Consider the following 26379-nt stretch of genomic DNA (forward strand, 5'->3'; position numbering starts at 1 on the left):
AATGCATTCAAATGAATTTTTATTATTTTGATATATAATTAAGATAGATTATTAATAAGGAGTTGTAAGTAATGAATGAAAAAATGTTAGATATTGCAATCTATGTTTATAACAATTACACAGGTAGTGATTTGAAATATGCTACCAGTATTTTGTCAAAAGATTACGAAGAAAGTTTAAAAACTTTAGACAAAGCATATAATGATGAAGTCAAAGATTTTAAGAACCGACTCCTAGAACCTGCCAGCTCTCAATCTGAAACCGTATCAATTAACTATAGTGCTGCTTTTGAAGAAGCAGCTTTAAATAAAGTAAAAGAAATGCAATTACAAAAGCATGCCAGACGTGCGACAATCGCCAAAGATTTATTAAATCAAATGAAGTAATAAAAGAAGCGTGAACATCTAATTGTTCACGCTTCTTTTATTTATTTTTTGTTCAAATAATTAATACCCTTTTGACCTATGTCATTGCGATAAACGTAATTTTCATTAATATTATTTTCCAAATATGAGTTTACTTTCTGCTGTGCAGTTGATAGTGAGGACGATTTAACCGTTAACATCATTATTCTACCGCCGGAGCTTATAAAATCTTTATTATCATCGTCATAGCTAACTCCCGCGTAACTAACTAATAAATCAGAATTATTAATAATTTTCGGTAACTTTTGACTATCAATCGGTTTTAATGGATAACCTTTAGAAGCCACTACTGCACCTAAATAATAATCTTTAGTTTGCCATTTTACATCAACTGGTTCATTATTTAATAGTTTTAAAATCACTTCACCTAAATCAGACTGCATCTGTGGAAACACCACCTGTGTCTCAGGATCTCCCATCCTTACATTAAATTCAATAACTTTAGTTCCTGATTTAGTCATAATTAATCCGGCATATAAAAATCCTGTGAATTTTTTGTTATCCTTATTCATCTGATTTAAAACTGGCTTGATAACATCTTCAATTGCTTGATTTTTTAAGTCTTGACTAACCTGAGGAACTGGACTATAAGCACCCATACCTCCAGTATTAGGTCCTTCATCATTATTCAACAATCTCTTGTGGTCTTGTGAAACTGGCATAGTAATAAAATCATTCCCATTAGCCATTACAAACAACGAAAATTCTTCACCATCTAAGTAGTCTTCAACTAGGATAGCTGACTGATTTTTGCTACTTAACAGGGATTTGGCAGCTTCATCAGCTTGAATTTGAGTCTTAGCAACTACTACGCCTTTGCCACCTGCTAGACCATTAGCCTTGATAACAATCGGCAAACTCTTTGAATTTATATAGTGGATTGCTTTACGAGTATCTGTAAATTCTTGATATCTTGCCGTCGGTACTCCAGCTTTTTTCATGATGTTTTTAGCAAAAGATTTAGAACTTTCCAACTTGGCAGCAGCTTTAGAGGGACCAAATATTTTTAGATTACGAGCTGCAAAATAGTCCACTATTCCTAAAGATAATGGCTTTTCAGGTCCCACCACTGTACATACTACTTTATTTTTTATAACAAATTCAGCTAACTTAACAAAGTCAATTTCACCTATGTTAATAGTTTCAACATTTTTTAACTTATTCATCATTGGATTACCCGGTGCTACAAAAACATGTCGATCATTGGTTTTAGCTAAAGTTTCAGCCATTACATATTCTCTTCCACCAGATCCTATAACTAACCAATTACTCATTATTTGGATTCTCCTAAATATTAATGTTTAAAATGACGTTTTTTAGAAAAGACCATTGCAATACCATATTTATCAGCCATTTCAATTGAATCTTTATCTTTGATGCTGCCACCTGGTTCAACAATAGCTTTGATATTATGTTTAGCTGCATATTCAACGCAGTCATCCATAGGGAAGAATGCATCCGAAGCCATAATGGCTTTTTCATATCCAGGTTTATTTTCTGCTTTTTCGATTGCAATCTTGGTAGAATCAATACGATTCATTTGTCCAGCACCGATTCCTAAAGTTTGATCAGCAGTAGTTATTACAACAGCATTACTCTTAACATGTTTGACAACCGTTTGACCAAATTCTAAAGCTTTTAATTGTTCATCAGATGGTTGTGTCTTAGTTACTACTTCAAAATCACTTACTGTTTCATGTGCTAAATCGGGTTCTTGAATTAAAGTTCCACCTAATACGGAAACTTCATCTTTATGTGCTGAATCAATTTTATCGAAGTCTAAAGTAATTAAACGAATATTTTTCTTTTTAGCTAAAACATCATAGGCTTCATCAGTAAATGATGGTGCAATTACAATTTCAAGGAAAATTGCGTGCATTTTTTCAGCAGTTTTTAAATCAACTTCTCGATTTAAAACAATGATTCCACCGAAAATAGAAATAGAATCAGCGTTGTAGGCCTTATTCCAAGCATCAAATAAATTATCAGCTAAACCAATTCCACATGGATTCATATGTTTTAAAGCTACTACCGCTGGCTGATTAAATTCTGCTACTACTCTCAAAGCAGCATCAGCATCACGAATATTATTATATGATAATTTTTTACCATGAAGTTGATGTGAATTAGCTAAAGAATATTTTTCTGGAATAGAGTCACGGTAATAAGCCGCTTTTTGATGACTATTTTCACCATATCGCATATCTTGAACTTTTTCATAAGTTAAAGTAAGTTTTTCCGGAAATTCTTCTTTAGTCATATATTTAGCAATTAATGCATCATAAGCCGCAGTATCTCTAAAAACCTTGGCAGCTAAGTGACGTTTGAACTCTTCATCAACACTATTATCTGATAATCTCTGAATCACAGCATCATAGTCTCCAGGTTCAGTAATTACAATCACATCTTTATAATTCTTTGCTGCTGCTCTTAACATTGATGGTCCACCAATATCAATATTTTCAATAGCTTCTTCGTCTGTAACATCAGGTTTTTGGATAGTTTGCTTAAATGGATATAAATTAACACAAACCAAATCAATTGGATTAATTTCATTTTCCTCCAACTGTTGCATATGTAACTTGTTATCACGCTTAGCCAAAATACCAGCATGAATTCTAGGATGCAAAGTCTTAACACGGCCATCTAGCATTTCTTTAAAATTGGTAATATTTTCAACAGCTTCAGCTTCAACTTGATTTTCTTGTAATTTTTTAAGAGTTCCACCGGTTGAAATAATACTGAATCCTTGTTCAATCAAACTTTTTGCAAATTCTACAATTCCACTTTTATCAGAAACACTAAGTAAGGCTAATTTTTTCAACTTAAATCTCTCCTCTATTTATTAAATCAAGAATGGTTTTAGGATATAAAACATGTTCAACTTTATGAATTCTATTTTCTAAATCTTCAACCTTATCATCTGCTAATCTCGGTACTGATTGTTGAGCAATAATTTTACCTGTATCAATACCAGCATCCACAAAATGTACCGTTACTCCGGTTGTTTCAACACCAGCATTGTAAGCATCTTCAATCCCATGTCTACCTGGAAATTTAGGCAGTAAGGCCGGATGTAAGTTTAAAATTTTCTTAGGATAAGCATCTAACAAAACTGGGCTAACAATACGCATATATCCTGCTAGTACTATAAAATCAATTTTTGTAGAAAGTAATTTATCTAAAATAAACTTTTCTGCAGATGCTTTACTATCAAAATCTCTGAAATTAACACATAGTACTGGAATTCCATGATTTTTAGCTCTTTGAACTACGTTAGCATTGCTATGATCACAAACTAATAGTGAAACCTTTATTGGCAACTCTGCATTTACAATTGCTTCAAAATTGGTTCCATTACCAGAAGCAAAAATTGCTACTTTTTTCAATCTATTATTTCTAAGAGATTGCGACTGAGACATTATCATGTTGGTCTACCACCTCGCCAATTTCTAATCCTTTATCAACTAAATACTTTTTAACAACGTTTAGATTTTGAGGATTTACAGCTAGTATCATCCCAATTCCCATATTAAATACAGAATGCATTTCTTGATGATTTACATTTCCATATTTTTGTAATAAGTCAAAAATAGCTGGGCGATGCCATGCTTTTTCGTAAACATTTGCCGTTAAATTTGTAGGGATAATTCTAGCTAAGTTATCTAAAATTCCACCACCAGTAATATGTGCAGCAGCATTAACTAAATTTTTATCTAATAATGGCTTCAAATCACTATAGTAGATATTAGTAGGTCGCATTACTGCATCTAAAATACTCTCTTTTAAATCATCACGGTATTCTTCAATATTTAAATCATTGTCTTTAATAATTTTTCTTACTAAAGAATAGCCATTAGAATGAATTCCACTAGAAGGTAGTCCTATTAAAATATCCCCTTTGGACACTTTTTGAGCTCCCAACATTTTATCTTTATCAACCATTCCAACGGCAAACCCTGATAAGTCGTAATCTTTATTGCGATACATTCCTGGCATTTCAGCCATTTCTCCACCAATTAATGATAAATGACCTTGTTTGCAACCTTCAGCAATCCCTTGAACTATCTTAGCAACATGATCAGGTTTTAGTGCCCCAGTACTTAAATAATCTAAAAAGAACATGGGAGTTGCACCTTGGGATAAAATATCATTTACACACATTGCAACTAAATCCACTCCAATGTGTTCATTTCGATCATTTTGAATTGCTAGCATTAACTTAGTTCCCACACCATCAGTACCTGAAACTAAAACTGGATTGCTCATATTTTTAACAAGCGAACCAATTGCGTATTCAGCACCAAATCCTCCAATGCCAGATAAAACATTAGAATCTTGAGTTGATTTAACTACTGATTTAATATCATTTACGGCTTCGGCTCCAGCTTCTATGTTTACACCGGCAGCTTTATATTGATCGTTCAATATAGTTATCCTCCTCATAAAGTCCTAATTTTTTAGCACTTTTGTCAAATTGTGATTGATAATCATATAGTGGAGTTGGATATTGACCATCAAAATATGAAGTACATAATCCGCTACCCTCACCATGATCATTTTTTAAATTAATTGCTTTTACTAAACTAGCAACGCTTAAATAACCTAATGAATCAGCACCAATAATATCTTTAATTTCATTAACAGTATGATTAGCAGCGATTAACTCCTCAGTCGTTTGAATATCAATTCCATAGAAGCAAGGGAAACGTAAAGCTGGAGATGCAATTCTAACGTGAACTTCCTTAGCACCAGCATCTTTTAATAACCTAACAATGTATTTACTAGTGGTTCCTCTAACTATTGAATCATCAACCAAAACAACTTTTTTCCCTTTTACAACTGACCTAACGACCGACAATTTCATAGAAACACCACGTTCACGTTTCTTTTGTGTAGGTTCAATAAAAGTTCTCGCAACGTATTGGCTTTTAATCATTCCCATATCATAAGGAATGCCACTACCTTGTGAATATCCCAGTGCTGCTGATAATGAAGAGTTAGGAACTCCAATTACAACATCTGCAGCTATAGGATTTTCTTTAGCACATAAGGCACCCATTCGCATACGTGCTTCATGTACAGAAACGTTATGAATAATTGAATCTGGACGAGCAAAATAAATGTATTCCATTGAACATATAGAAAGATGGGTTTCTTTTGTAAAATAATCATTAGTAATACCATTTTGATTAATGATTACTACTTCACCTGGTTTAACATCCCTAATATAGGTGGCATTAACTTGATCTAATGCACAAGTTTCACTACAGACTACGTATGATCCATCATTTCTTCTACCTATAACTAATGGCCTAAACCCATTTGGATCTAAAGCAGCAATAAGTTCATTACCTGTCGATAGAATAAAAGCAAAACCACCCTTAATTTGACGAAGAGCCTCTTTTAAACGATCAATAAATTTAACCTGTTTGCTCATTTTGATTAATTGACCTAAAATTTCACTATCAGAGTCTGAATTAAAACTAGCTCCTTTAGCTTTCAAAATACTTTTTAAAGTATCGGCGTTTGTTAGATTACCATTATGGGCTAATGAAAAATCTGTAAAATCATCTAAATGAAATGTGAATGGTTGAATATTTTTTATTCCATGACTTCCAGCAGTCGCATATCTAACATGCCCAATTCCAATATTCCCTTTTAAATCATCAAATACATGACTATCAGCAAAAACTTGTGAAACTAACCCTAAACCTCGATGGCGATGAATATGATACTCATCATCAGTTACTACAATTCCAGCACCTTCTTGGCCACGATGCTGTAAGCTATGCAAACCATCATGAATTAACCCAGCTGTTTCATCAACATTAGAACCCCAGATGCCAAATAATCCACATTCTTCATTCAAACTCTTTACTTCATTAAGCATTCTAAACTATCCTCCCAAGCACTCTTTAAAACTGATAGTTTGGTGTTAATTTGATTATCTAAAAGTTTTAAGTTAAAACTATCATCATCAGTAACCTTACCAATAAATTTGGCGTTACTTCCCATTAGTTCTTCAAATGCATCTTGATTATCTGCACTTATACTAATAACAAAACGACTTTGAGTTTCTGAAAATAGTTGATTAGCATTAAGGTTCAACATTCCAGCAAAACCTAAATTATTTTCAAAACAACTCTCTGCCAAAGCAATTCCTAAGCCACCTTCACTAATATCATGAGCACTAGAAACCAACCCTTTAATGATAGCTTGATGCACTAATTTTTGATTTTTACTTTCAACATCTAAATTAAAGTGTTCAATTTTACCTTCAATTTTTTGATTTAATAACTTTTGTAATTCAGAACCACTATAGTCATCATAAGTATTACCCACTACATAAACTAAATCATCACTGTGTTTAAATGCTTGCGTAGTAATATGATTGTTATCTTCAACTAAACCTACCATGCCAATCATTGGAGTAGGATAAATCGCTTTATTATCAGTTTCATTATAAAGTGAAACATTTCCTGAGATGACAGGTGTGTCAAACATCTTACAAGCTTCGGAAATTCCTTGTATGGATTGATCTAGTTCATAAAAGCTTTCAGCGTTATCAGGATTTCCAAAATTTAAACAATCAGTAATTCCGATTGGTGTTGCACCAGATGCTACGATATTTCTAGCTGCTTCACTAATAGCAATTTGGCCTCCAACATATGGATCTAAATAAATGTATCTAGCATTACAATCAGTGGTCATCGCTAAAGATTTATTAGTGTGACGAATTCTAACGATTGCTGCATCACTACCTGGAGCCACTGCAGTATTCGCTTGTACTCTAGTATCATACTGACGATATATACTGTGTTTAGATGCAATCGTCGGTGCGGATAATAGTTTAAGCATAGTATCAGTAGGATCTTTTACTGTAATTTCATTTTTGGTAATGTTATCTAATCTAGCTGGTCTTTTGCTTTCATGATGATATCTTGGAACGTCATCAACTAATGTTTTGGTTGGTATATCACAAACTTTTTTTCCTTTTTGCGTGAGTACATATTGACCATCATCACTCACATTTCCTATTGTGACTGCATCTAGGTTATATTTTTTAAATACATCAATAACTTCTTGCTCTTTGCCTTTTTTAACACAAAGTAGCATTCTTTCTTGAGATTCGGAAAGCATTATTTCATAAGGTGTCATTTCTGGTTCTCTTTGTGGAACTAAATCTAAGTTAATGTGAATTCCACTATTAGCTTTAGATGCCATTTCTGCTGATGAAGAAACAATTCCACAAGCACCCATATCTTGAATTCCAACTAAAGCATTTGAATGCCCATTGATAATTTCCAAACAAGCATCTACTAATAGTTTTTCCATAAATGGATCACCTACTTGTACTGCTGAACGGTCAGCATCTTCATCATTACTAAATTGACTTGAAGCAAAAGTAGCACCATTAATTCCATCTCGACCAGTTTTTGCACCTACATAAATGATTGAATTACCATTTCCCTGAGCTAAACCTGATTCTAAGTTATCTTGGTTCATCAAGCCCACACACATAACGTTTACTAATGGATTACCATCATAAGATTCATCAAAAGCAATTTCACCACCCACAGTAGGAACTCCTATACAGTTACCATAATGAGCAATTCCTGAAACTACTTTTTCTAATAAATATTTATTTTTTGGATTGGACAATTCACCAAATCTCAAGCTATCCAGTGATGCAATTGGTTTAGCTCCCATCGAAAAAATGTCTCTGATTATGCCACCAACACCTGTAGCAGCTCCTTCAAAAGGTTCAACAAAACTAGGATGATTATGGCTTTCAGCTTTAAATACTACGGCTTGATTATCACCTATATCTAAAACTCCAGCTCCTTCACCTGGACCCTGTAAAACCCTACTACCATCGGTCCAAAATTTTTTTAAAACTTCTTTAGAATTTTTGTAAGAGCAGTGTTCACTCCACATTCCAGAATATAAACCCGTTTCAGTATAATTAGGTAAGCGTTGCAAAAGTTTTTGGGAAATCAAATTATATTCATAGTCAGTTAATCCCCATTCTTGATAAATCTTTCGATCTTTAATTTCTTGTGGTGAAATTTCTGCATTACTCAACTAATATTCCTCCCTTGAAGCTTTTTAAGATGGATGTAAAGAGTCTGACCCCATCCTCACTACCTAAAATTTTTTCAACTGCTCTTTCTGGATGTGGCATCATTCCCATAACGTTACCATTCTTATTAGTAATACCAGCTATATTGCTAACACTACCATTGGGATTATTTTCATAAGTAAAAATAATTTGATGGTTTTGTTTTAAGCTTTCTAGTTCTGTTTCATTACAATAATAATTTCCTTCTCCATGAGCAATAGGAATCATAATAGATTCGGCTTTTTCATACTCGTTTGTAAAAATGGTTTTGTTATTTTGAACTATTAAAGGTTCATATTCAGAAATGAATTGCATATCACGGTTATTTTGTAGAGAACCTGGCAATAATCCAACTTCAGTTAAAATTTGAAAACCATTGCATACCCCTAAAACGGGTTTACCTAAATTAGCAAATTTAATTAAAGCCGGCATCACTTTGGCAAACTTAGCAATCGCACCACTTCTTAAATAATCACCATAAGAAAAGCCACCTGGAATTAAAACCGCATCAAAGCCATCTAGACTTTCTGTATCACAAGAAACCATTTCTACAGGTTCTTTTAAAATGTCTTTAATGGCGTAATACATATCATAATCGCAATTAGAACCTGGAAAACTAATAACGGCAAACTTCAAAATTAATCTCCCACCTTTTCAATTTCAAATCGATATGTTTCCATATTAGGATTTGCTAGTAAAGAATCACATATAGAATCAGTAATCTGCTTGGCTTTATCTTCAGAATCACAATTTAAAGTAGTTTCAAAATATTTACCTTGCGATACATTTTCTACAGCTTCGTAATCTAATCGATGTAAAGCATTTTTAATAGCTTCACCTTGTGGATCTAAAATTGATTTCTTATGCGTTACGAATATTTTTGCCAAATACATAGTATTAAATCCTCCAAAAGATAATAAATTTATTTTGCTTCAGCTTCGAGTCTAGCTAAAACTGTTTTATATCCATCAACCAAATTACCTAAGTTTTTTCTAAATACATCCTTATCAAGTGATTTTTTAGTTGATTTATCAACTAATCGACATGAATCTGGAGAAATTTCATCACCTAAAACAATGTTTCCATCACTATCTACCCCAAATTCAACTTTAAAATCAACTAACATGATATTAGCTTTATCAAATAAGTCACTTAATAAATCATTAATTTTCAAGGCCATTGCATGCATAGTTTTAATTTGATTATCATCAACAATGTTTAATGCTTTAATTTGATCATTATTTATAAACGGATCATCTAATTCATCGCTCTTCATAAAGAATTCTTGAACTGGATTAGCCAAAGGTGCTAAATATTCAGTGTTAAATTTACGTTGAAAACTACCTGAAGCAAAATTTCTAACTACCACTTCTAGTGGAATCATAGTTAGTTTTTTATCAAGTTGTTCATTTTCAGAAAGTTTTTCTAAAAAACAAGTGTTAACACCATTTTTAGCAAGATATGTAAAAATCAAACTAGAAATACGATTATTTAATGAACCCTTTTCATCAATATCTTCTTCACGTTTACCATTCAATGCAGTTGTATGATTTGTATAGTGAATTTTAACAATGTTTTCATTTTCAGTTGTAAAGATTTGTTTAGTTTTACCTTCAGCAATTAGTTTATTCATTTTATTTATCTCCTATAACTATCTAAATTTTTCTACAGATTTAAGTAATTTTTCTACAGAATCTCCTACTACGGTAATGTGACCCATCTTTCGTTTGGGCCTAATTTCTGCTTTACCATAGTCATGAAAATGCCATTCTGGATGATTAGGTAAACTATTTCTTCCCGTGGTCAATTCATCACCCAACATATTTACCATCACTGAAGAATTCAATAGTTGAATTGATGGTATTTCTAATCCACAAATACTACGAATATGTGCTTCAAATTGAGAAACATTACAAGCTTCAATGCTATAATGTCCAGAATTATGTGGTCTAGGTGCTAGTTCATTAACTAATAATTCATCATTATTTAATACAAAAAACTCAATTCCCAAAACTCCATACAATTCTAGTGAACTAGCAATTTTGGTTGCAATAGCACTAGCTTTTTGATGAATTGTATTATCTACTCGAGCTGGAATAATACTAGTGTGTAAGATATGGTCTCTATGAATATTTTCACTTAGTGGAAAAGTTAAAACGTGGTTATGAAAATCACGAGTAACGATCATAGAAACTTCTTTAACAAAAGATTGTTTCTTTTCATAAATCCATTCAGCTTTACCTAAACTTTTTGAAACTACTGATAAAAGCGAATCATCATTAATATCGATTTGACCATGCCCATCGTATCCACCCTCAGTAGTTTTTAAAATGCCAGGTCTACCAATATTTTCTACAGCATCATATAATTCTTTTTCATTGGTAACACGTGCATATGGTGTAACTGGAATATCATTACTTGATAAGAAGCTCTTTTCTCTTAAACGATTACTAGTAATAACCAATTCATCTATTTTTTGTGGAACTGAAGTAATATTTTCAACCTTTGCTAAATTATGCTGATCTACATTCTCAAACTCGTAAGTAAGTACATCTGATTGTTCAGCTAGTTGTTGTAGAGCGGCTTCGTCAGAATATTCTGCAACGATTTGGAAATCAGAAACTTGGCCTGCAGGAGCATTAGGTGTCGGATCTAAAATTCCTACTTTATATCCCATAGATTTAGCTGATAATGCCATCATTTGACCAAGTTGTCCACCACCAATAATTCCAATCGTTGCTGGCGGTAAGATAGATTTATTTAAGTTGCTCATTGCTCTTAATTGCCTCCTCAGATTGTTTTGCACGATACTGAACTAATTTATGATAAATATTTTCATCATTCATACTCATCATTTGAGCAGCTAGCAAAGCAGCATTCTTTGCTCCAGAATTACCTACTGCAACTGTAGCCACAGGTACTCCAAATGGCATTTGAACTATCGATAATAATGAATCAACGCCGTTCAAAGATTTCGTAAATACAGGAATACCAATCACCGGAACTAAAGTGTTAGCAGCTAACATACCTGGCAAATGTGCAGCTCCACCCGCAGCAGCTATTATCGCCTGATAATGTTCGTGTTTTGCATTTTTAGCAAATTGCTGTAAATGATCTGGCATTCTATGCGCTGAAATTATTTTTTTATCATAATCAATTCCTAGCTCATCTAAAACCGCGGCAGTTTGCTTAACTACTGGCCAATCAGAAATAGAGCCCATAACTAAAGCAACTTTCATAAAACGTATACCCCTTTCTCTCATTGACCATATATTATCAAAGATATTATAACTAGTCAACAAAAATACGAACTATTAAAAAGTTTTCATTCTTAATAGTTCGTGTTTGATAAAAGGAATAAAAAATACCATACAAAATATGTATGGTATTTTTTATATTTAATTTACTTCATTTTATCGTATAAACTGTTGAAATTAACCGTTCCTAAACCTGTAGCTTGATTATACAATTTGCCATTTTGACCAGTATAATAAATATTACTATTATCATTAGTTGAATTTAAAGGCGTAAATGGTGAATTTGAATCATTAGCAAAACGATAAATTTGAGGGTTCCAAAATCCAGCTCTTTTTCCTATTTTACTACTAATCAAAGCGTTAACTCCAGCTATTTGAGGAGCTACCACGCTAGTCCCTCCACCAACTTGCCAAACTCCAGCATTATAAATTGAATATCCAGTCGATGGATCACCATTAGCAGAAATATCTGGTACATTTCTACCACTGTTAGTGCCACTAACTCGTTTAGCGTCTTTTAGCTGATATAAGTACTTACCATCAGATTCCCATAATTTATTGGCAGAATAACTTCCAACTCCGCTAACGTTTTGATAGTTAGGTAAACCATTGAGTATACTAAAACCACCACCAGTTCCAGCAAAATAAGCTTTCATCCAAGCATATTGATTTTTAAACATGTCTTTATTTTTATTAAAATAACTGTATAAGTAATCGTTAGACCAAGCTCTTTCATTTTTTACATTAAAGGTACTACTTGGTAAAGTCGTAGCTCCTGTAGCTGTGACATATGGAGAAGACGATGGAGAATCAACAGATAAATTAGTATAACCATTAGGTAAACCATCATAAGCACCATAATCTCCAGATGCTGCAAAAACACTGATTCCTTGGGCAGCTGCTTGTTTTAACAGAGCATTCAATATATCGTTATATTTTTTACTGATTAAGCCAGCTTGCATATCATGTTTTAATGCTGATTCACTTTCACCCCAACTAATAGCAATACTACCAGATTTATTAGAACTAATTGCCGTTGCTAAATTAGAAACCATCCCTTCAATTGAAGGCTGTGCTAAATAAACATTAATGTTTGCTTTAGGTGAAATTGCTCCCGCTTGTTCAACATCCATAGTTGTTTCTAATGTATCATTGTTATATATATGCTTACCGTCAGTGTTATAAATATGGATACGATTTGGATTATACTTTATTCCCATACTATTCCAATAACTTTTAGCAGCGTTTTTATCAATACCTGCAAAAGAGATTATATCAATTGATTGTCCCTGTCCTCTATTATCATTATTATACAAAGGACTAACATTATAGCGTTTAATAAATTTTTGCGGACCATTATTTTGCATATTGTTTTCGGAATTAGTACTAGCATTAGACGTAATTAAATTGCTCTTTAACTGAGTAGAACTATCAATTCCAACATAGTCAATTACACTATTTTTAACACTTTTAGGAAAAGTTAATTTATGGTTAGGCTTTAAAGCGTAAGCGCCATTAACATTAGCTTTAACTAGCTTAAATTTAAAAGCTTTTTGTAGATTAGAAACTGAACCGTTAACTTTTAAAACTAAGTTACCAGGATAGAAATTAGTTTTAATTTTGTATTTGTGTAAATATTTTTGAAACTGATTTAGATGAGCTTTATTTGCACCATATTTATAAGAAAATTGATTAGGTGTTAAATATTTACGATAATAGGATGAATTATGATTAGTAGTTTTATAAATATAATCATCAAGGTTTCCTTTAGTTTTCATTATTATTGAAAAACTTAAATTTTGACTATTACCTTGGTTTTTAGCCATTTTAACTTTATTAGTTACTTTTATTTTTTTAGACTTATTATTTTTAGCACTAACGTTAAAATTAAAACTAGCTATTGCCATCAAAATAGATAAACAACTTATTATCGCTTTGTTTTTATTATGCATATATCAACAACACTCCTTTAATTATTTATGATGTTTAATTATTAAAAATATTAGCACACTCTGTATAGCTATTAATAAAATTAACCATATGATTAATAAATAAACTAGCGGAATATCAAAAAAAGTGGTTACCCAAAAAAGTAAAAATATAACTACAAACAAAAGAATAAAGTAAAACGCTTTTTTCATTATAATTTTTCTCCGTATTATTAAGTATAAAAATAACTTTCAATTTAATGATAACACATTCGCAATTATTGCTATATTGTCATATAATTTAACTCATGGATATAATAAGGAGGTGAATGTTTTGTTTAAGGAATTCAAAAATTTTATATCAAGAGGAAACGTTATTGATTTAGCAGTTGGGGTAATTATTGGTTCAGCTTTTACGGCTATCGTAAAATCATTGACTGATGATTTAATAAATCCAATTATTGGTATCTTTTTAGGTAAAGTTGATTTATCTAATCTAGTCTTAAAAGTTGGTAGTGCTCAACTAAAATACGGATCATTCATTAATTCCGTTATTAACTTCTTAATTATTGCATTTGTGGTATTTATTTTAATTAAAATTATTAACAGTTTCGTTAAGAAGAAAGAAGAAGCTGCTCCCGAAGTTAATAAAACAGAAGTATTGCTCGAAGAAATTAGAGATTTACTTAAAAATCAAAAATAAAAAGGTGCTAGTTAGCACCTTTTTTTATTTAATTTAAATTAATTTTATAACCGTAAATATGATAAACTATTAATATTAATTTTTAACTACTGAGGAGATTTTATGGTGATAATAACAGCTGGAATGATTGGAGTAGGTAAAACCACCCTAACAGAAAAAATATCAAATCATTTAGGGACTAAAGCGTTTTACGAACCCGTTGGTGATAATCCAGTTTTACCCTTATATTATAAAAATCCAGATCAATATGGATTTTTGCTACAAATTTATTTTTTAAATAAACGTTTTGCTATGATTAAACAAGCTTTATCGGATGATAATAACATTTTAGATCGTTCTATATATGAAGATGCTTTATTTACTAGGCAAAATAATATTGAAGGTAATATTTCAGATACTGAATTTAAAATATACTTACAATTAATTGAAAACATGATGAATGAATTAAAATCATTGCCTAAAAAAGCACCTGACTTAATGATATATCTAGAAACTGATTTTGAAACAATTCTAAAAAGAATTAAAAAACGAGGTAGAGATTATGAACAATTTGACAATGATCCTAAATTAAAAGAATACTATTATCATATGTGGAAAGCTTATAAGAATTGGTATGAAGATTACGATAAAAGCCCTAAAATGAAAATAGATCTACAAAAATATGATTTAGTAGATACAAATAATGAAAAATTAATTTTAGATAAAATTGATCAAGAATTGAAAAAAATTAGACAATAATAAAAAAGCTGCAATTATTTACGTTGCAGCTTTTTTATTATTCTTTATTCACAAGATAATTTATAAATAGATTGACCATAAATAGACATTGCTAAGATTAAATCATCAACTGGTTGAAATTCATCTGCTTGATGCATAGTATCTTCAGTCCAAGGGAATAAGGCTCCAAAAGCTACTCCTCTAGGCATCATGCGCCCATATGTTCCACCACCGACAACTTCAGGATTAGAATCTGTACGACCTGTTTGATCACGATAAACTGACATTAATTTATCTACAATTGGATCAGACGGATCAACATAATGTGGATTCATATTGGATATGTTTTCTACGCTACCATCAAATTTTTCAGCACATAATTGCAAATTATGGTTAATTTCATCAACTGAAACACCCTTAGGATATCTAAAGTTAGTATTAATAACTCCGCCACTTTCTGCATCAAATTTAACAATTCCAACGTTCATGGTTAATTCGCCCATTATATCATCTACATAATTAACGCCTAGTTTGTGAGCTCTAGAATCATCATGCAAATATTCGCTTATAAATTTTATAAATTGACTAGATGGTTTATCTAATTGATAGTTACTTATAAAGTTAGCTAAATAAGTTCCACCATTAATACCATTTTTAGGTTCCATCCCATGCGCAGACTTACCAACTACATGAATATCTAAATTATCATTTTTAGAGGCAATGTCACCTTCTACAGGCATATTAGATATAAATTTATCGAAATCAGCAATTATTTTATCGGCATCTGAAATACCAGTTAATGTTGCAAAAGCATCTCTTGGTACCATGTTTTCTCTTAATCCAGATTCAAATTTAGTTAATGACGGTTTGGAATCATCAATTTTAATACCATCGAATTTAATGGTAAAACTAGTGTTTCCTTTTTCACCATTTATCAGTGGAAACTCTGCGTCTGGAGAAAATCCAAAATCAGGCGCTGGTTCAACATCAAAATAATGTTTCATCCCTGTCCATTCTGATTCTTCATCAGTACCTATAATAAATCTAATTTTACAATTGGGTTTAATGTTATTGTCTTTTAGCATTTTCAATCCATAGTATGCAGCTAGTCCAGGTCCCTTATCATCAGAAGCACCACGACCATAAACCTTACCGTCTTTAATAGTCATACTAAATGGATCTGTATGCCATCCTTCACCAGCTGGCATAACATCAGCATGTGCTAAAATGGCTAAGGTTTGATCACCTTCACCATATTCAATATATCCAACAATGTTATCTAAATTTTTAACTTTAAATCCATCACGTTGACCAAATTCAAGGTATTTTTTCAATGCCATTGCCGGGCCCTTACCTAATGGAAATTCTTCACTACCATGTTCATCGTCTCTTTCACTATCAATCGATATTAATGCTTTTAAATCTTCTAAATAAGCATCTTTATATTTTTTAGATTCTTCTTTCCAATTCATTTTTTAAATCACCCTGTCCTATAAATATTAATTAATATTTTAGCACATACTAAAGTTTCTTCATAACACAATCCAGATTAAGCAATGCTATAATTATCATAGGTGATATAAAATGATTAAATTAGATGAAAAAATTTTAAGTAGCGTTATAAATAAACGTCCCCAGAATAGCTATAAGGGAATGTTTGGTAGAGTAGTTATAATTGGCGGGAACATAAATTTTGCTGGTGCAATTATTATGGCTACTTCTGCTGCCGTATATTCCGGTGCCGGTTTAGTCACTACTATGACCAGTAAAGCAAATAAAGTGGCTTTAAATCAAAGTATTCCTGAAGCAATGTATGTAAACTATAAAAAAATAAATAATAATATTAACTTAATTAAAACTGCTGATGTAGTATTGATTGGTCCTGGATTAGGTACTAGCCAAACTAGTAAAAATATATTACAACAAGTATTTAAAATTATTGGTAAAAAGCAGGTTTTAATTATTGATGGTTCAGCAATTACTTTAATTGCTAATGATAATTTGCAATTACCTAAAGCAAATATCGTATTTACACCACATCAAATGGAATGGCAAAGGTTATCCGGATTAGATATAAAAGATCAAAATTATTCAAATAATAAAGTAAAACAAGCTGAACTTAAATCCACCATTGTACTTAAATCACATCGTACAGAAATATATACTAATAGTAATTGTTTTCAAAATACTGTCGGTACTCCAGCACAGGCTACTGGTGGTATGGGAGACGCTTTAGCTGGCATGATAGCTGGCTTTTCAGCGCAGTTTAATCAATTGGATTTAGCTGTAGCCGCAGCTGTTTACTTGCATAGTAAGATAGCTGAAGAATTAGCTAAAGAACGATATGTGGTATTACCACATCAAATTATTCAAAAAATTCCCTACTATATGAAAAAATACGAAAAAAAATAAAGAAGCTTTGTTAACAAAGCTTCTTTATTTTTATTTAATTTTTAAAATTCTTCTAAGTGAATCCATCTTACTACCTATAATATCATCAGCTAAACGATTCTTTAAAGAAAGTAAAATGTATAAATATCCACCAACAATAGCTGCCAAAATGACAACAATGAAACTACCAACACTACTATATTGATTCATAAACAATCCTACTAATTTATTAGATAAATGAACAACAATTAAGGCTGTAATGTAAGTAGCAATAGAATATACTAATATCTTATTGATTTTGTCAGATATAAAATCATACTCAATGCCAAACTGTCGATCTAATGATCTAATAATTAGATAGTTAGCAACTATAAAACCAAATGCCGATGATAATAAAGGCCCAAAAATACCAAAGAAAAATACAAATGGAAATTGAGTAATTATTTTAGCAATGGTTCCGATAACAAAGAATTTTACAGCTCGTTTATTTTGTGATATTCCTTGCATCATTGCCGCAATGACTGTAAATAATCCAAAAGAAATGCCAATTACTGATGAAAAAGCTAACACATTAGCTGATAAAGCAGCTTGACTAGTTCCATAAAAAACTCTGTTAAGTGGGCCTGCAACAGCTGCCATCCCTAATGAAGCAGGTAACATCACAAATGTGAATAATACAAATCCATTGGAAATTTGTTTTTTAATTGCTTCATTATTTTTGCGAGTATAAGCTTCAGATAACAATGGAACTACAGTTATTGCCATTGCAGAAGCTAATGATATAGTAATCATGATTAATTTGTTAGCATTTCCAGCAAAAATTGTATATAAAGCGTTTAGATATTGATCAGAATAATTTGTAGCTAAATGCATGATTTTAAAGAACGTGTATTGATCAATTAATTGAAAAATTGTAATTCCTGAAGCCAATACAATAAATGGTACAGCTTGTGAAATTATTTCTACATATAATTGATTAGTATTAATTTTAATTTTGTTATCACTGTTAGCAATTAAAGAATCGTAATACTTTTTACGTTTAAAATAATACAAAGCCAAAATCGCTAATCCAGCTAATGCACCTATAAAAGCTGCAAAAGTTGATTGTGAAACTGCATCAATCCAGCTTCCATGAAAAACTTTTAATATCAGAAAAGCACTTAAAAGCATGTATACAACACGTATTAGTTGCTCAGCAAACTGTGAAATTGCTGAAGGTGCCATATCTTGATAGCCCTGAAAATATCCTCTGGTCAAACTCATTGTAGGAATCACTAAAACAGCCCATGCTAAAGAATGCATTATTGGAATAACATTAGGATTTCCGCCATCAAGTAAGGGCGCTCCAAAATACAGTGTTAAGGCACATACAACTCCCATAATTGCTGAGAGTAATAATCCTCTTTTATATAGCCTAATACCGACTCCATACTCATTTAAAGCATTATAATGAGCTACCTGCTTAGCTATTGCTGAAGGAATTCCAGCTATAGATATAATCAAAAATAAGCTATATACATTATATCCCTGAACATATAAGGCATTCGCTTGTAAAAACAGCGCTTCTCCAAAAAGCATACGCCATGGAATAATGTATAATGCGCCCAAAATCCGGGATAAAATACTACCTGCTGTCATCCATGCAGAACCTTGTATCATCTTACTTTGGCCTGATGTATCTAGGTCATTTTTTTTATTTTTTTCCTCAACCTGCATAATTTACTTCCTACCTTAAAATTAGTTTAACTTATTTATTTTAATAAAAAAGTAATAACTAATCAATGTTGATTTTACTTCATATCAAAAAAGTAGTGATAAAAGATTTATCACTACTAAAGATATTAATTAGCAACAATGTTAACAATTTTATTTGGAACCACAATAACTTTTCTAATGTTTTTACCATCCACAAATTCTTTAACATTTTCATTAGCTAAAGCGATATCTTCTACTTTTTGACGTTCAGCATCTCGTTCAGTTTTAATATGTGCACGTACTTTACCATTAACTTGAACAACGTATTCTACTTGATCATCAACCAATTTAGAATCATCATATTTAGGCCATTCAGCATATGATATTGAATCATTGTGACCTAACATTTGCCAAAGTTCTTCACACATGTGTGGGGCAATTGGTGCCAACATTTTAACAAAGCCTTCTACATATTCCACTGGTAAACTGTCTTGTTTGTAACAATCGTTAATAAATACCATCATTTGTGAAATAGCTACGTTAAAGTGCATTTGTTCAAAATCATCGCTAACAACTTTTACTGTTTGATTGTAAATCTTATCTAATGCACCTGTATTAACTGTAGTAATACGATCTCTTAGATGATTATTGTCATCTACAAACAATCTCCAGACACGTTTAATCCAACGATTTGCACCATTTAACCCTTCAGTGCTCCATGGTTTAGCTTCAGTCAATGGTCCCATGAACATTTCATATAATCTTAAAGTATCAGCACCATATTCTGATACTATGTCATCCGGATTAATAACATTTCCTTTTGACTTAGACATTTTTTCATGGTTGTTACCTAAAATCATACCTTGATTAACTAATTTTTGGAAAGGTTCCTTAGTTGGTACAACTCCTAAATCATAAAGAACTTTATGCCAGAAACGAGCATATAATAAATGTAATACAGCATGTTCTGCTCCACCAACGTATAAATCAACTGGTAACCACTGTTTTAGTTTTTCCGGATCAGCAATCATCTTATCATTATTAGGATCAATATATCTCAAGTAGTACCATGAACTACCAGCCCATTGAGGCATAGTATTAGTTTCACGTTTACCTTTTCGACCATTTTTATCTACAACATTCACCCAACTATCTACATTAGCTAGAGGTGATTCACCCGTACCAGATGGTTTAATGTTTTCAACTTTTGGTAATCTTAATGGTAATTCATCTTCTGGAACCAATGAAGTAGTTCCATCTTCCCAATGAATAACCGGAATTGGTTCTCCCCAATATCTTTGACGAGAAAAGATCCAATCACGTAATTTATAATTAACTTTTTTATCACCAGCATGGTGTTCTTTTAACCAATCGATTGCTGCTGTCTTAGCTTCATCTTTGCCCATACCATTTAAGAAATCAGAATTAATATGTTTTCCATCACCTGTATAAGCTTCTTCAGCAACATTACCACCATCAATAACCGGCAATATTGGCAAATCAAATTTTTTAGCAAAATCGTAATCTCTTTGATCATGCGCTGGAACAGCCATGATAGCACCAGTTCCATAACTAGAAAGAACGTAATCTCCTACCCAAATTGGTAGCTTTTGACCATTAATTGGATTAATAGCATACGCTCCGGTAAATACACCAGATTTATTTTTGTTTAAATCAGTACGCTCTAGGTCTGACTTTTTAGAAACTGCTTTTTTGTATTCATCAACCGTAGACTTGTTGTCAGCTGTAACAATCTTATCAACTAAATCATGTTCTGGTGCAAGTACCAAGTAAGAAGCTCCAAATAATGTGTCAGGTCTTGTCGTAAATACTTCAACTTTATCTTCATAACCATCAACGTCAAAAAATACACTGGCTCCTTCAGAACGACCAATCCAGTTACGTTGCATTTCTTTAATACTTTCTGGCCAATCAACATCATTTAAGTCATCAATTAATCGATCAGCATATGCAGTAATTTTTAAAACCCATTGCTTCATAGGAACACGATATACCGGATAGCCACCACGTTCAGTTTTACCATCCTTAACTTCTTCATTAGATACAACTACACCACCCATGAAATCAGGGGCCCAGTTCACTTCAATTTCATCTTCATATGCTAAACCTTTTTCATATAACTTTTCAAAAATCCATTGAGTCCATTTGTAATATTTAGGGTCAGTAGTGTTAATTTCTCGATCCCAGTCATATGACAAACCTAAGGATTTAATTTGGTCTCTAAAATGATCAATATTTTTTTCAGTAAAACTACCTGGATGATTCCCAGTTTTTAAAGCATATTGTTCGGCTGGTAATCCAAATGCATCCCATCCCATTGGATGTAAAACATTTTTGCCCTGCATACGTTTCATACGAGCCATAATATCAGTTGCAGTATAACCTTCTGGATGACCAACATGTAAACCTTGTCCAGATGGATAAGGAAACATATCTAATACATAGTAATTATCTTTATTATTATCTTCACCAGTTTTGAAGGTTTTATTTTTATCCCAATATTTTTGCCACTTTTTTTCTATACTCAAATGATCATAAGGCATTAGCAATTCCCCCTAATAATTTTTAAATAATAAAATAAAAAGCCCTATAAGAAAAAGCATCTTATAGGACGAACATTCCGCGGTACCACCTAATTTTTTTCAACAAGTTGAAAACCCTTAACATCTTAACGCGATGAACGTTCCCACTTACTAAATGATTTCGGCAGAACAATTTTAACGATGAGTTCAAATACATCAAACCTAAATTCTCAGCAACCATTTAGTTTCTGTATGAATGATATAATCTACTAGTTCGTTTTTATTTTATTATTTAAATTTAATTACGATAATTATAACAAACCGATTTTTTTTAATCAAGAATATAACCAAAAATAAATGTTATAATTTAAACTGATTTATATGAAAAGAGGTTTTATATTGAAACTACAACCATCATTATATTATAGTCATACATTAATTAGCGATATCGTTCAACCTGGAGATACTGTTATCGATGCAACTGCAGGTAATGGTCATGATACTAAATACTTATCAAGTATAGTCGGTAAAAATGGTAAAGTTTATAGTTTCGATATACAAAAAGAAGCTATCGACAATACTAAAAAATTACTATCAGAAAATAACATAATAGATAATGTTGAATTGCATAATTGCGGACATGAAAACATTCATAGAATTGTTAAAGACAAAATAAGTTGTGCTATTTTTAATTTAGGCTATCTACCTGGTCCAACTACTAATAAAGCGATTATTACGCATTCAAAAACTACTTTACCAGCAATTAATGATTGCATTAAACTATTAAAAAAAGATGGAATAATAATTTTAGTTTTATATTATGGCCACCCCGGAGGTCAAGAAGAAAAAAATGATGTAATTAATTTCGCTGAAAAATTAAATCAAAAATTATTTACAGTTTTAAAATATCAATTCATCAATCAAATTAATGAACCCCCTATTTTAATTGCAATTCAAAAAAAGAAAGATAAGATTTAATCCATCTTATCTTTCTTTTTTTGATTAAACATATTAATACATATTGCCAAAAGTATTAAAATAAGCAAGCATATAAAAACCCATTTTAGAGAATTAAACAATACTTCTTTAAGTACTGGTAATAATTTTATTGGTAAATTAGTAGCATCTTTAGGATTTATTAAATGATTAATCATGTCTAAAGAAGTTTTAGGTGTATTAAGTATTTCAATCTTTAATTTAGTATTCATAATAATTCCTAAAATAGAAATAATTAATGTTTGACCAAAAATTCTACACAAAGTATTAAATGATGTAGCTACTCCTATGTCTGATTTATCAACTAATCTTTGTGAAATTAAAGTGCTGTTAGTAATAGTAATTCCAAATCCAATTCCACAAATAGCAGAGATGATAAAGAAGTATACATAATGTGTTTCAATCGGTAAACTAATTATCCAAAACGACGCAAATAGAATTAACATTAAACCTATTAATGAACTATAAAAAACATGAATTTTTTTTATTAAATATCCAGAAATAAAAGATCCTAAAATCCAAAATAACGAAGCAGGAGTTATTACTAAACCTGCCATTGAGGCACCTAAGCCAATAATCCCTTGAGTCCAGTCCGGAACATAAACTTCAAGTCCCATAATGAAACCACTAACCAATAGTGCAACTATATTTTGAATTAAAAAAGTTTTATTACTAAATAATTTAGTAGGAATGATTGGATTTTCAACAACATTTTCGTTTCTAATAAACAAGGTAAAAGCTATAATAGCTAAATTAATAAAAATAGCTAATTCAATACCATCAAAATAACTACTGCTCAAAACTTTAACAATGTAAATAATTGAAAATAATAATAACGACAAAAGAAACATTCCATAATAATCAAATTTATAACTCTTAACACTAAAGTTTTCTTTAAAAAACAAACAAATAGCTAAAATAGCTAAAATACCAGTAGGAATATTTATAAAAAAAATCCAGTGCCAAGATAAATGATCAACTAAAATTCCGCCCAAAACTGGAGAAATTATAGAAGCAATGCCCCAAATAGCACCATTTAAGCCTAAAATTCTACCTCTTTTTTCTAACGGATATATATCAGCAATTATAGTATAAGAAACTGGCATAATAGCACCAGCTCCCAGTCCTTGAAAACCACGCCAAAATATAAGACCAATCATTGAACTAGACATACCAGCAAACAAAGATGAAATTGTAAATAAAACTAATCCTAAAACAAAAATGTTCTTTCTACCAAACTGATCAGCAATTTTACCATATATTGGTGTGGATATAGCATTAGTTAGTAGAAAAACAGAGAAAACCCAATTCATTATGGAAACACCATGCAGCTCACTGACAATTGTAGGCATTGCAGTAGAAACAATCGTTCCCTCAATTGCTGTCATAAAAGTTGCGATCATTAATGCAAATGTTGTTAATTTTACATTACTAGAATTACTATTCATAAATATCTCCTAAAAATAAAAAAACGGAATATATGAAATAATCACATATACCGCATTTCAATTATTTATTACTCAAAAATTCTTTTAAAGCATCAACTTTATCGGTATGTTCCCAAGGTAAATCAATATCAGTTCTACCAAAATGTCCATAAGCAGCTGTTTGTTTATATATAGGACGTTTTAAATCTAACATATTTATAATTCCAGCTGGTCTTAGATCAAAAATACTTCTAATGGCTTCAATTAATTTTTCTTCAGAAACTTTACCAGTATCAAAAGTATTAACTGATATAGAAACAGGTTGAGCTACTCCAATTGCGTATGCTATCTGAACTTCTATTTTATCAGCTAAATCTGCTGCTACGATATTTTTAGCAATATATCTAGCAGCATAACTGGCAGATCTATCAACCTTAGTAGCATCTTTACCAGAAAAAGCACCACCACCATGATGAGCAGAACCACCATAAGTATCAACAATTATTTTTCTACCGGTTAATCCAGCATCACCCTGAGGACCACCAATTACAAAACGTCCAGTTGGATTTATAAAGTATTTAGTTTTGTCATCTAAGAATTTATCTGGAATAACTTTCTTAACAACCTTATTTATAACATCTTTTTTTATTTGATCTAGTTTTACATTAGGGTCGTGTTGAGTACTAAGAACAATTGTATCAACCCTAACTGGATTTTCGTTATCATCATACTCTACAGTAACCTCAGCCTTGGCATCTGGTCTTAGATAACTAATTTCTCCATCTTTTCTTAAGCGAGCTATTTCACGCATTAATTTATGACTTAAAGAAATAGGTAATGGCATTAATTCAGGAGTTTCATTAACAGCATAACCAAACATTAGTCCTTGATCTCCTGCACCAATTTGGTTTAAAGCATCTTCTTTAGAAACTTTATTTTCCAAAGAATCGTTAACTCCCTGTGCTATGTCTGGTGATTGTTCATCAATAGCAACGATTACAGCACATGTATTACCATCAAAACCATACTTATCATTATCATATCCTATTTCTTCAATAGTATTTCTGACAATTTTTTGAATATTTACATATGCTTTAGTAGTAATTTCACCAAAAACTAATACTAAACCAGTTGTAACAGAGCATTCGCATGCTACTCTAGAATCTGGATCTTGTTTCAATAATTCATCCAAAATCGCATCACTAATTTGATCAGCAATTTTATCAGGATGGCCTTCTGAAACTGATTCAGAAGTAAATAAATGTTTTTCTCTCATTTTAATACTATTCCCCCTCTTTTTGGTTACAAGGCATCTTCACTAAGGTGAATCCTATCGGGAATACACTCATAACTTTATAATAATATCATAATTATAAAGTTTTTTAAAGTTTGTTAAAATAAAAAAACGATAACTTTTATAGTTATCGTTTTAGTAATTATACCGGAGGTGGGGTTCGAACCCACACGACCTCAACGGTCACTGGATTTTGAGTCCAGCGCGTCTGCCAATTCCGCCACTCCGGCATTTTAATATATGTAATATAAAGGCGGTAATCGGATTTGAACCGATGATAAAGGTTTTGCAGACCTCTGCCTTACCACTTGGCTATACCGCCATCAATTACGAATCCAGCTAACTGGGTTAGCTGGATTCGAACCAGCGCATGATGGAGTCAAAGTCCATTGCCTTACCACTTGGCTATAACCCAATCAAAAGGGCGGTATGTGGGAATCGAACCCACGCGTGTCGGATCCACAAACCGATGTGTTAACCACTTCACCAATACCGCCATAGCATTATAACAGGGATAGTAGGAGTTGAACCCACACCGACGGTTTTGGAGACCGTAGTTCTACCATTAAACTATATCCCTATATGGTGGAGGGGAGTGGATTCGAACCACCGAACCCGAAGGAGCGGATTTACAGTCCGCCGCGTTTAGCCAGACTTCGCTACCCCTCCATAAATGGCGCGGGACAGAATCGAACTGCCGACACACGGAGCTTCAATCCGTTGCTCTACCAACTGAGCTACCGAGCCAAACCATTTATGCTATAAGATAAATATTAAATTAAAAGTTACATGAAATGTAACTACGGTCCGTACGAGACTCGAACTCGTGATCTCCTGCGTGACAGGCAGGCGTCCTAACCAGCTAGACCAACGGACCA

General features: G+C 32.0%; 22 protein-coding genes, 8 tRNA genes, 1 riboswitch and 1 other annotated feature. Of the genes, 5 read left to right on the forward strand and 25 right to left on the reverse strand.

From position 1 onward, the window contains the following. Positions 1–71 precede the first annotated feature (71 nt). Positions 72–386: a hypothetical protein gene (locus K5Q11_RS00625; protein ID WP_220728095.1), complete on the forward strand. Its 315-nt coding sequence runs from the start codon at positions 72–74 to the stop codon at positions 384–386. A 41-nt stretch (positions 387–427) separates the two neighbouring features. On the opposite strand, the gene purD is transcribed toward K5Q11_RS00625, so the two are convergent. The 12 genes from purD to K5Q11_RS00685 all read right to left on the reverse strand — a co-directional run bounded on the left by purD (position 428) and on the right by K5Q11_RS00685 (position 13759). Next, on the reverse strand, positions 428–1699 hold the full coding sequence (gene purD, locus K5Q11_RS00630) for a phosphoribosylamine--glycine ligase (RefSeq protein ID WP_220750855.1): 1272 nt from the start codon (positions 1697–1699) through the stop codon (positions 428–430). Positions 1700–1719: 20 nt separating this feature from the next. Then, positions 1720–3249, reverse strand: coding sequence for a bifunctional phosphoribosylaminoimidazolecarboxamide formyltransferase/IMP cyclohydrolase (gene purH / locus K5Q11_RS00635; protein WP_220750856.1), 1530 nt, complete (start codon positions 3247–3249; stop codon positions 1720–1722). A 1-nt stretch (position 3250) separates the two neighbouring features. Beyond that, positions 3251–3847, reverse strand: coding sequence for a phosphoribosylglycinamide formyltransferase (purN, locus tag K5Q11_RS00640; protein ID WP_220750857.1), 597 nt, complete (start codon positions 3845–3847; stop codon positions 3251–3253). Further along, a complete protein-coding gene (purM, locus tag K5Q11_RS00645) occupies positions 3825–4853 on the reverse strand; it encodes a phosphoribosylformylglycinamidine cyclo-ligase (protein WP_373311469.1) in 1029 nt (342 codons plus the stop codon). Before purM ends, purN begins: the two co-directional genes overlap by 23 nt. Then, the gene (purF, locus tag K5Q11_RS00650) at positions 4837–6318 is read right to left on the reverse strand and encodes an amidophosphoribosyltransferase (RefSeq protein ID WP_220750859.1); all 1482 of its coding nucleotides are present in this window, start codon (positions 6316–6318) and stop codon (positions 4837–4839) included. The genes purM and purF overlap by 17 nt, the downstream gene beginning before the upstream one ends. After that, positions 6303–8513 carry a phosphoribosylformylglycinamidine synthase subunit PurL gene (gene purL / locus K5Q11_RS00655; protein ID WP_220750860.1) on the reverse strand — a complete coding sequence of 737 codons (2211 nt, stop codon included), beginning with the start codon at positions 8511–8513 and terminating at the stop codon, positions 6303–6305. Before purL ends, purF begins: the two co-directional genes overlap by 16 nt. After that, positions 8506–9189, reverse strand: coding sequence for a phosphoribosylformylglycinamidine synthase subunit PurQ (gene purQ / locus K5Q11_RS00660; RefSeq protein ID WP_285289036.1), 684 nt, complete (start codon positions 9187–9189; stop codon positions 8506–8508). Before purQ ends, purL begins: the two co-directional genes overlap by 8 nt. Further along, positions 9189–9443 (reverse strand): phosphoribosylformylglycinamidine synthase subunit PurS, encoded by a 255-nt coding sequence (purS, locus tag K5Q11_RS00665; protein ID WP_220728102.1) that lies wholly within the window; start codon positions 9441–9443, stop codon positions 9189–9191. The genes purQ and purS overlap by 1 nt, the downstream gene beginning before the upstream one ends. Before the next feature lie 29 nt (positions 9444–9472). Next, entirely contained in the window at positions 9473–10183 is a 711-nt protein-coding gene (purC, locus tag K5Q11_RS00670) for a phosphoribosylaminoimidazolesuccinocarboxamide synthase (RefSeq protein WP_220728103.1), read from the reverse strand. An 18-nt stretch (positions 10184–10201) separates the two neighbouring features. Then, positions 10202–11323, reverse strand: a complete 1122-nt coding sequence (gene purK / locus K5Q11_RS00675) for a 5-(carboxyamino)imidazole ribonucleotide synthase (RefSeq protein WP_220750861.1) — start codon at positions 11321–11323, stop codon at positions 10202–10204. Further along, positions 11307–11789 (reverse strand): 5-(carboxyamino)imidazole ribonucleotide mutase, encoded by a 483-nt coding sequence (purE, locus tag K5Q11_RS00680; RefSeq protein WP_220728105.1) that lies wholly within the window; start codon positions 11787–11789, stop codon positions 11307–11309. Before purE ends, purK begins: the two co-directional genes overlap by 17 nt. Before the next feature lie 164 nt (positions 11790–11953). Next, positions 11954–13759 (reverse strand): S53 family peptidase, encoded by a 1806-nt coding sequence (locus K5Q11_RS00685; protein WP_220750862.1) that lies wholly within the window; start codon positions 13757–13759, stop codon positions 11954–11956. Positions 13760–14069: 310 nt separating this feature from the next. Between K5Q11_RS00685 and mscL the strand changes: the two genes are divergently transcribed. Both mscL and K5Q11_RS00695 read left to right on the forward strand, forming a co-directional pair. Beyond that, on the forward strand, positions 14070–14438 hold the full coding sequence (gene mscL, locus K5Q11_RS00690) for a large-conductance mechanosensitive channel protein MscL (RefSeq protein ID WP_220728107.1): 369 nt from the start codon (positions 14070–14072) through the stop codon (positions 14436–14438). Between the two features lie 102 nt (positions 14439–14540). Then, positions 14541–15176 (forward strand): deoxynucleoside kinase, encoded by a 636-nt coding sequence (locus K5Q11_RS00695; protein ID WP_220728977.1) that lies wholly within the window; start codon positions 14541–14543, stop codon positions 15174–15176. Between the two features lie 44 nt (positions 15177–15220). Here K5Q11_RS00695 and pepV read toward each other — a convergent pair whose 3' ends face one another. Next, on the reverse strand, positions 15221–16627 hold the full coding sequence (pepV, locus tag K5Q11_RS00700; protein ID WP_220750863.1) for a dipeptidase PepV: 1407 nt from the start codon (positions 16625–16627) through the stop codon (positions 15221–15223). Between the two features lie 112 nt (positions 16628–16739). Here pepV and K5Q11_RS00705 point away from each other — a divergent pair, with 112 nt between their 5' ends. Continuing rightward, positions 16740–17567: an NAD(P)H-hydrate dehydratase gene (locus tag K5Q11_RS00705; RefSeq protein ID WP_220750864.1), complete on the forward strand. Its 828-nt coding sequence runs from the start codon at positions 16740–16742 to the stop codon at positions 17565–17567. Positions 17568–17597: 30 nt separating this feature from the next. Here K5Q11_RS00705 and K5Q11_RS00710 read toward each other — a convergent pair whose 3' ends face one another. Both K5Q11_RS00710 and leuS read right to left on the reverse strand, forming a co-directional pair. Beyond that, on the reverse strand, positions 17598–19262 hold the full coding sequence (locus K5Q11_RS00710; protein WP_220750865.1) for a putative polysaccharide biosynthesis protein: 1665 nt from the start codon (positions 19260–19262) through the stop codon (positions 17598–17600). 125 nt (positions 19263–19387) lie between these two features. Then, complete coding sequence (gene leuS, locus K5Q11_RS00715) at positions 19388–21805, reverse strand: leucine--tRNA ligase (protein ID WP_220750866.1); 2418 nt, start codon at positions 21803–21805, stop codon at positions 19388–19390. Between the two features lie 61 nt (positions 21806–21866). Continuing rightward, positions 21867–22077, reverse strand: a binding site (T-box leader). Positions 22078–22183: 106 nt separating this feature from the next. On the opposite strand from leuS, the gene mnmM reads away from it, so the two are divergent. After that, positions 22184–22762: a tRNA 5-(aminomethyl)-2-thiouridylate-methyltransferase MnmM gene (gene mnmM, locus K5Q11_RS00720; RefSeq protein WP_373311470.1), complete on the forward strand. Its 579-nt coding sequence runs from the start codon at positions 22184–22186 to the stop codon at positions 22760–22762. Here mnmM and K5Q11_RS00725 read toward each other — a convergent pair. From K5Q11_RS00725 to K5Q11_RS00770, 10 genes are all read right to left on the reverse strand, one after another. Then, positions 22759–24228 (reverse strand): MDR family MFS transporter, encoded by a 1470-nt coding sequence (locus tag K5Q11_RS00725; protein ID WP_220750868.1) that lies wholly within the window; start codon positions 24226–24228, stop codon positions 22759–22761. The two genes, mnmM and K5Q11_RS00725, sit on opposite strands and share 4 nt — an antisense overlap. A gap of 61 nt (positions 24229–24289) precedes the next feature. Beyond that, positions 24290–25483: a methionine adenosyltransferase gene (metK, locus tag K5Q11_RS00730; protein ID WP_220750869.1), complete on the reverse strand. Its 1194-nt coding sequence runs from the start codon at positions 25481–25483 to the stop codon at positions 24290–24292. Then, positions 25481–25563: riboswitch (SMK box riboswitch) on the reverse strand. It overlaps the preceding gene by 3 nt. Before the next feature lie 83 nt (positions 25564–25646). Continuing rightward, positions 25647–25731: transfer RNA gene (locus K5Q11_RS00735), tRNA-Leu, on the reverse strand. A 21-nt stretch (positions 25732–25752) separates the two neighbouring features. Further along, positions 25753–25823: transfer RNA gene (locus K5Q11_RS00740), tRNA-Cys, on the reverse strand. Positions 25824–25844: 21 nt separating this feature from the next. Further along, a tRNA-Gln gene (locus tag K5Q11_RS00745) sits at positions 25845–25916 on the reverse strand. Positions 25917–25924: 8 nt separating this feature from the next. Further along, positions 25925–25997: transfer RNA gene (locus K5Q11_RS00750), tRNA-His, on the reverse strand. Positions 25998–26010: 13 nt separating this feature from the next. Continuing rightward, a tRNA-Trp gene (locus K5Q11_RS00755) sits at positions 26011–26081 on the reverse strand. Positions 26082–26084: 3 nt separating this feature from the next. Further along, positions 26085–26170, reverse strand: a tRNA-Tyr gene (locus tag K5Q11_RS00760). A gap of 5 nt (positions 26171–26175) precedes the next feature. Then, positions 26176–26248, reverse strand: a tRNA-Phe gene (locus K5Q11_RS00765). 56 nt (positions 26249–26304) lie between these two features. Continuing rightward, positions 26305–26378: transfer RNA gene (locus K5Q11_RS00770), tRNA-Asp, on the reverse strand. Between the last annotated feature and the right edge of the window lies 1 nt (position 26379).

Source organism: Apilactobacillus xinyiensis (genome assembly GCF_019656235.1).
GTDB lineage: Bacteria > Bacillota > Bacilli > Lactobacillales > Lactobacillaceae > Apilactobacillus > Apilactobacillus xinyiensis.

What these genes read in the sequence shown, in the direction of transcription:
- purD (WP_220750855.1), bottom strand. Translation starts at nt 1,699, where the DNA reads ATGAGTAATTGGTTAGTTATAGGATCTGGTGGAAGAGAATATGTAATG.
- purN (WP_220750857.1), bottom strand. Translation starts at nt 3,847, where the DNA reads ATGTCTCAGTCGCAATCTCTTAGAAATAATAGATTGAAAAAAGTAGCA.
- K5Q11_RS00725 (WP_220750868.1), bottom strand. Translation starts at nt 24,228, where the DNA reads ATGAATAGTAATTCTAGTAATGTAAAATTAACAACATTTGCATTAATG.
- purS (WP_220728102.1), bottom strand. Translation starts at nt 9,443, where the DNA reads ATGTATTTGGCAAAAATATTCGTAACGCATAAGAAATCAATTTTAGAT.
- K5Q11_RS00705 (WP_220750864.1), top strand. Translation starts at nt 16,740, where the DNA reads ATGATTAAATTAGATGAAAAAATTTTAAGTAGCGTTATAAATAAACGT.
- pepV (WP_220750863.1), bottom strand. Translation starts at nt 16,627, where the DNA reads ATGAATTGGAAAGAAGAATCTAAAAAATATAAAGATGCTTATTTAGAA.
- purC (WP_220728103.1), bottom strand. Translation starts at nt 10,183, where the DNA reads ATGAATAAACTAATTGCTGAAGGTAAAACTAAACAAATCTTTACAACT.
- purK (WP_220750861.1), bottom strand. Translation starts at nt 11,323, where the DNA reads ATGAGCAACTTAAATAAATCTATCTTACCGCCAGCAACGATTGGAATT.
- purE (WP_220728105.1), bottom strand. Translation starts at nt 11,789, where the DNA reads ATGAAAGTTGCTTTAGTTATGGGCTCTATTTCTGATTGGCCAGTAGTT.
- leuS (WP_220750866.1), bottom strand. Translation starts at nt 21,805, where the DNA reads ATGCCTTATGATCATTTGAGTATAGAAAAAAAGTGGCAAAAATATTGG.
- purF (WP_220750859.1), bottom strand. Translation starts at nt 6,318, where the DNA reads ATGCTTAATGAAGTAAAGAGTTTGAATGAAGAATGTGGATTATTTGGC.
- K5Q11_RS00710 (WP_220750865.1), bottom strand. Translation starts at nt 19,262, where the DNA reads ATGCAGGTTGAGGAAAAAAATAAAAAAAATGACCTAGATACATCAGGC.
- K5Q11_RS00625 (WP_220728095.1), top strand. Translation starts at nt 72, where the DNA reads ATGAATGAAAAAATGTTAGATATTGCAATCTATGTTTATAACAATTAC.
- K5Q11_RS00685 (WP_220750862.1), bottom strand. Translation starts at nt 13,759, where the DNA reads ATGCATAATAAAAACAAAGCGATAATAAGTTGTTTATCTATTTTGATG.
- metK (WP_220750869.1), bottom strand. Translation starts at nt 25,483, where the DNA reads ATGAGAGAAAAACATTTATTTACTTCTGAATCAGTTTCAGAAGGCCAT.
- K5Q11_RS00695 (WP_220728977.1), top strand. Translation starts at nt 14,541, where the DNA reads ATGGTGATAATAACAGCTGGAATGATTGGAGTAGGTAAAACCACCCTA.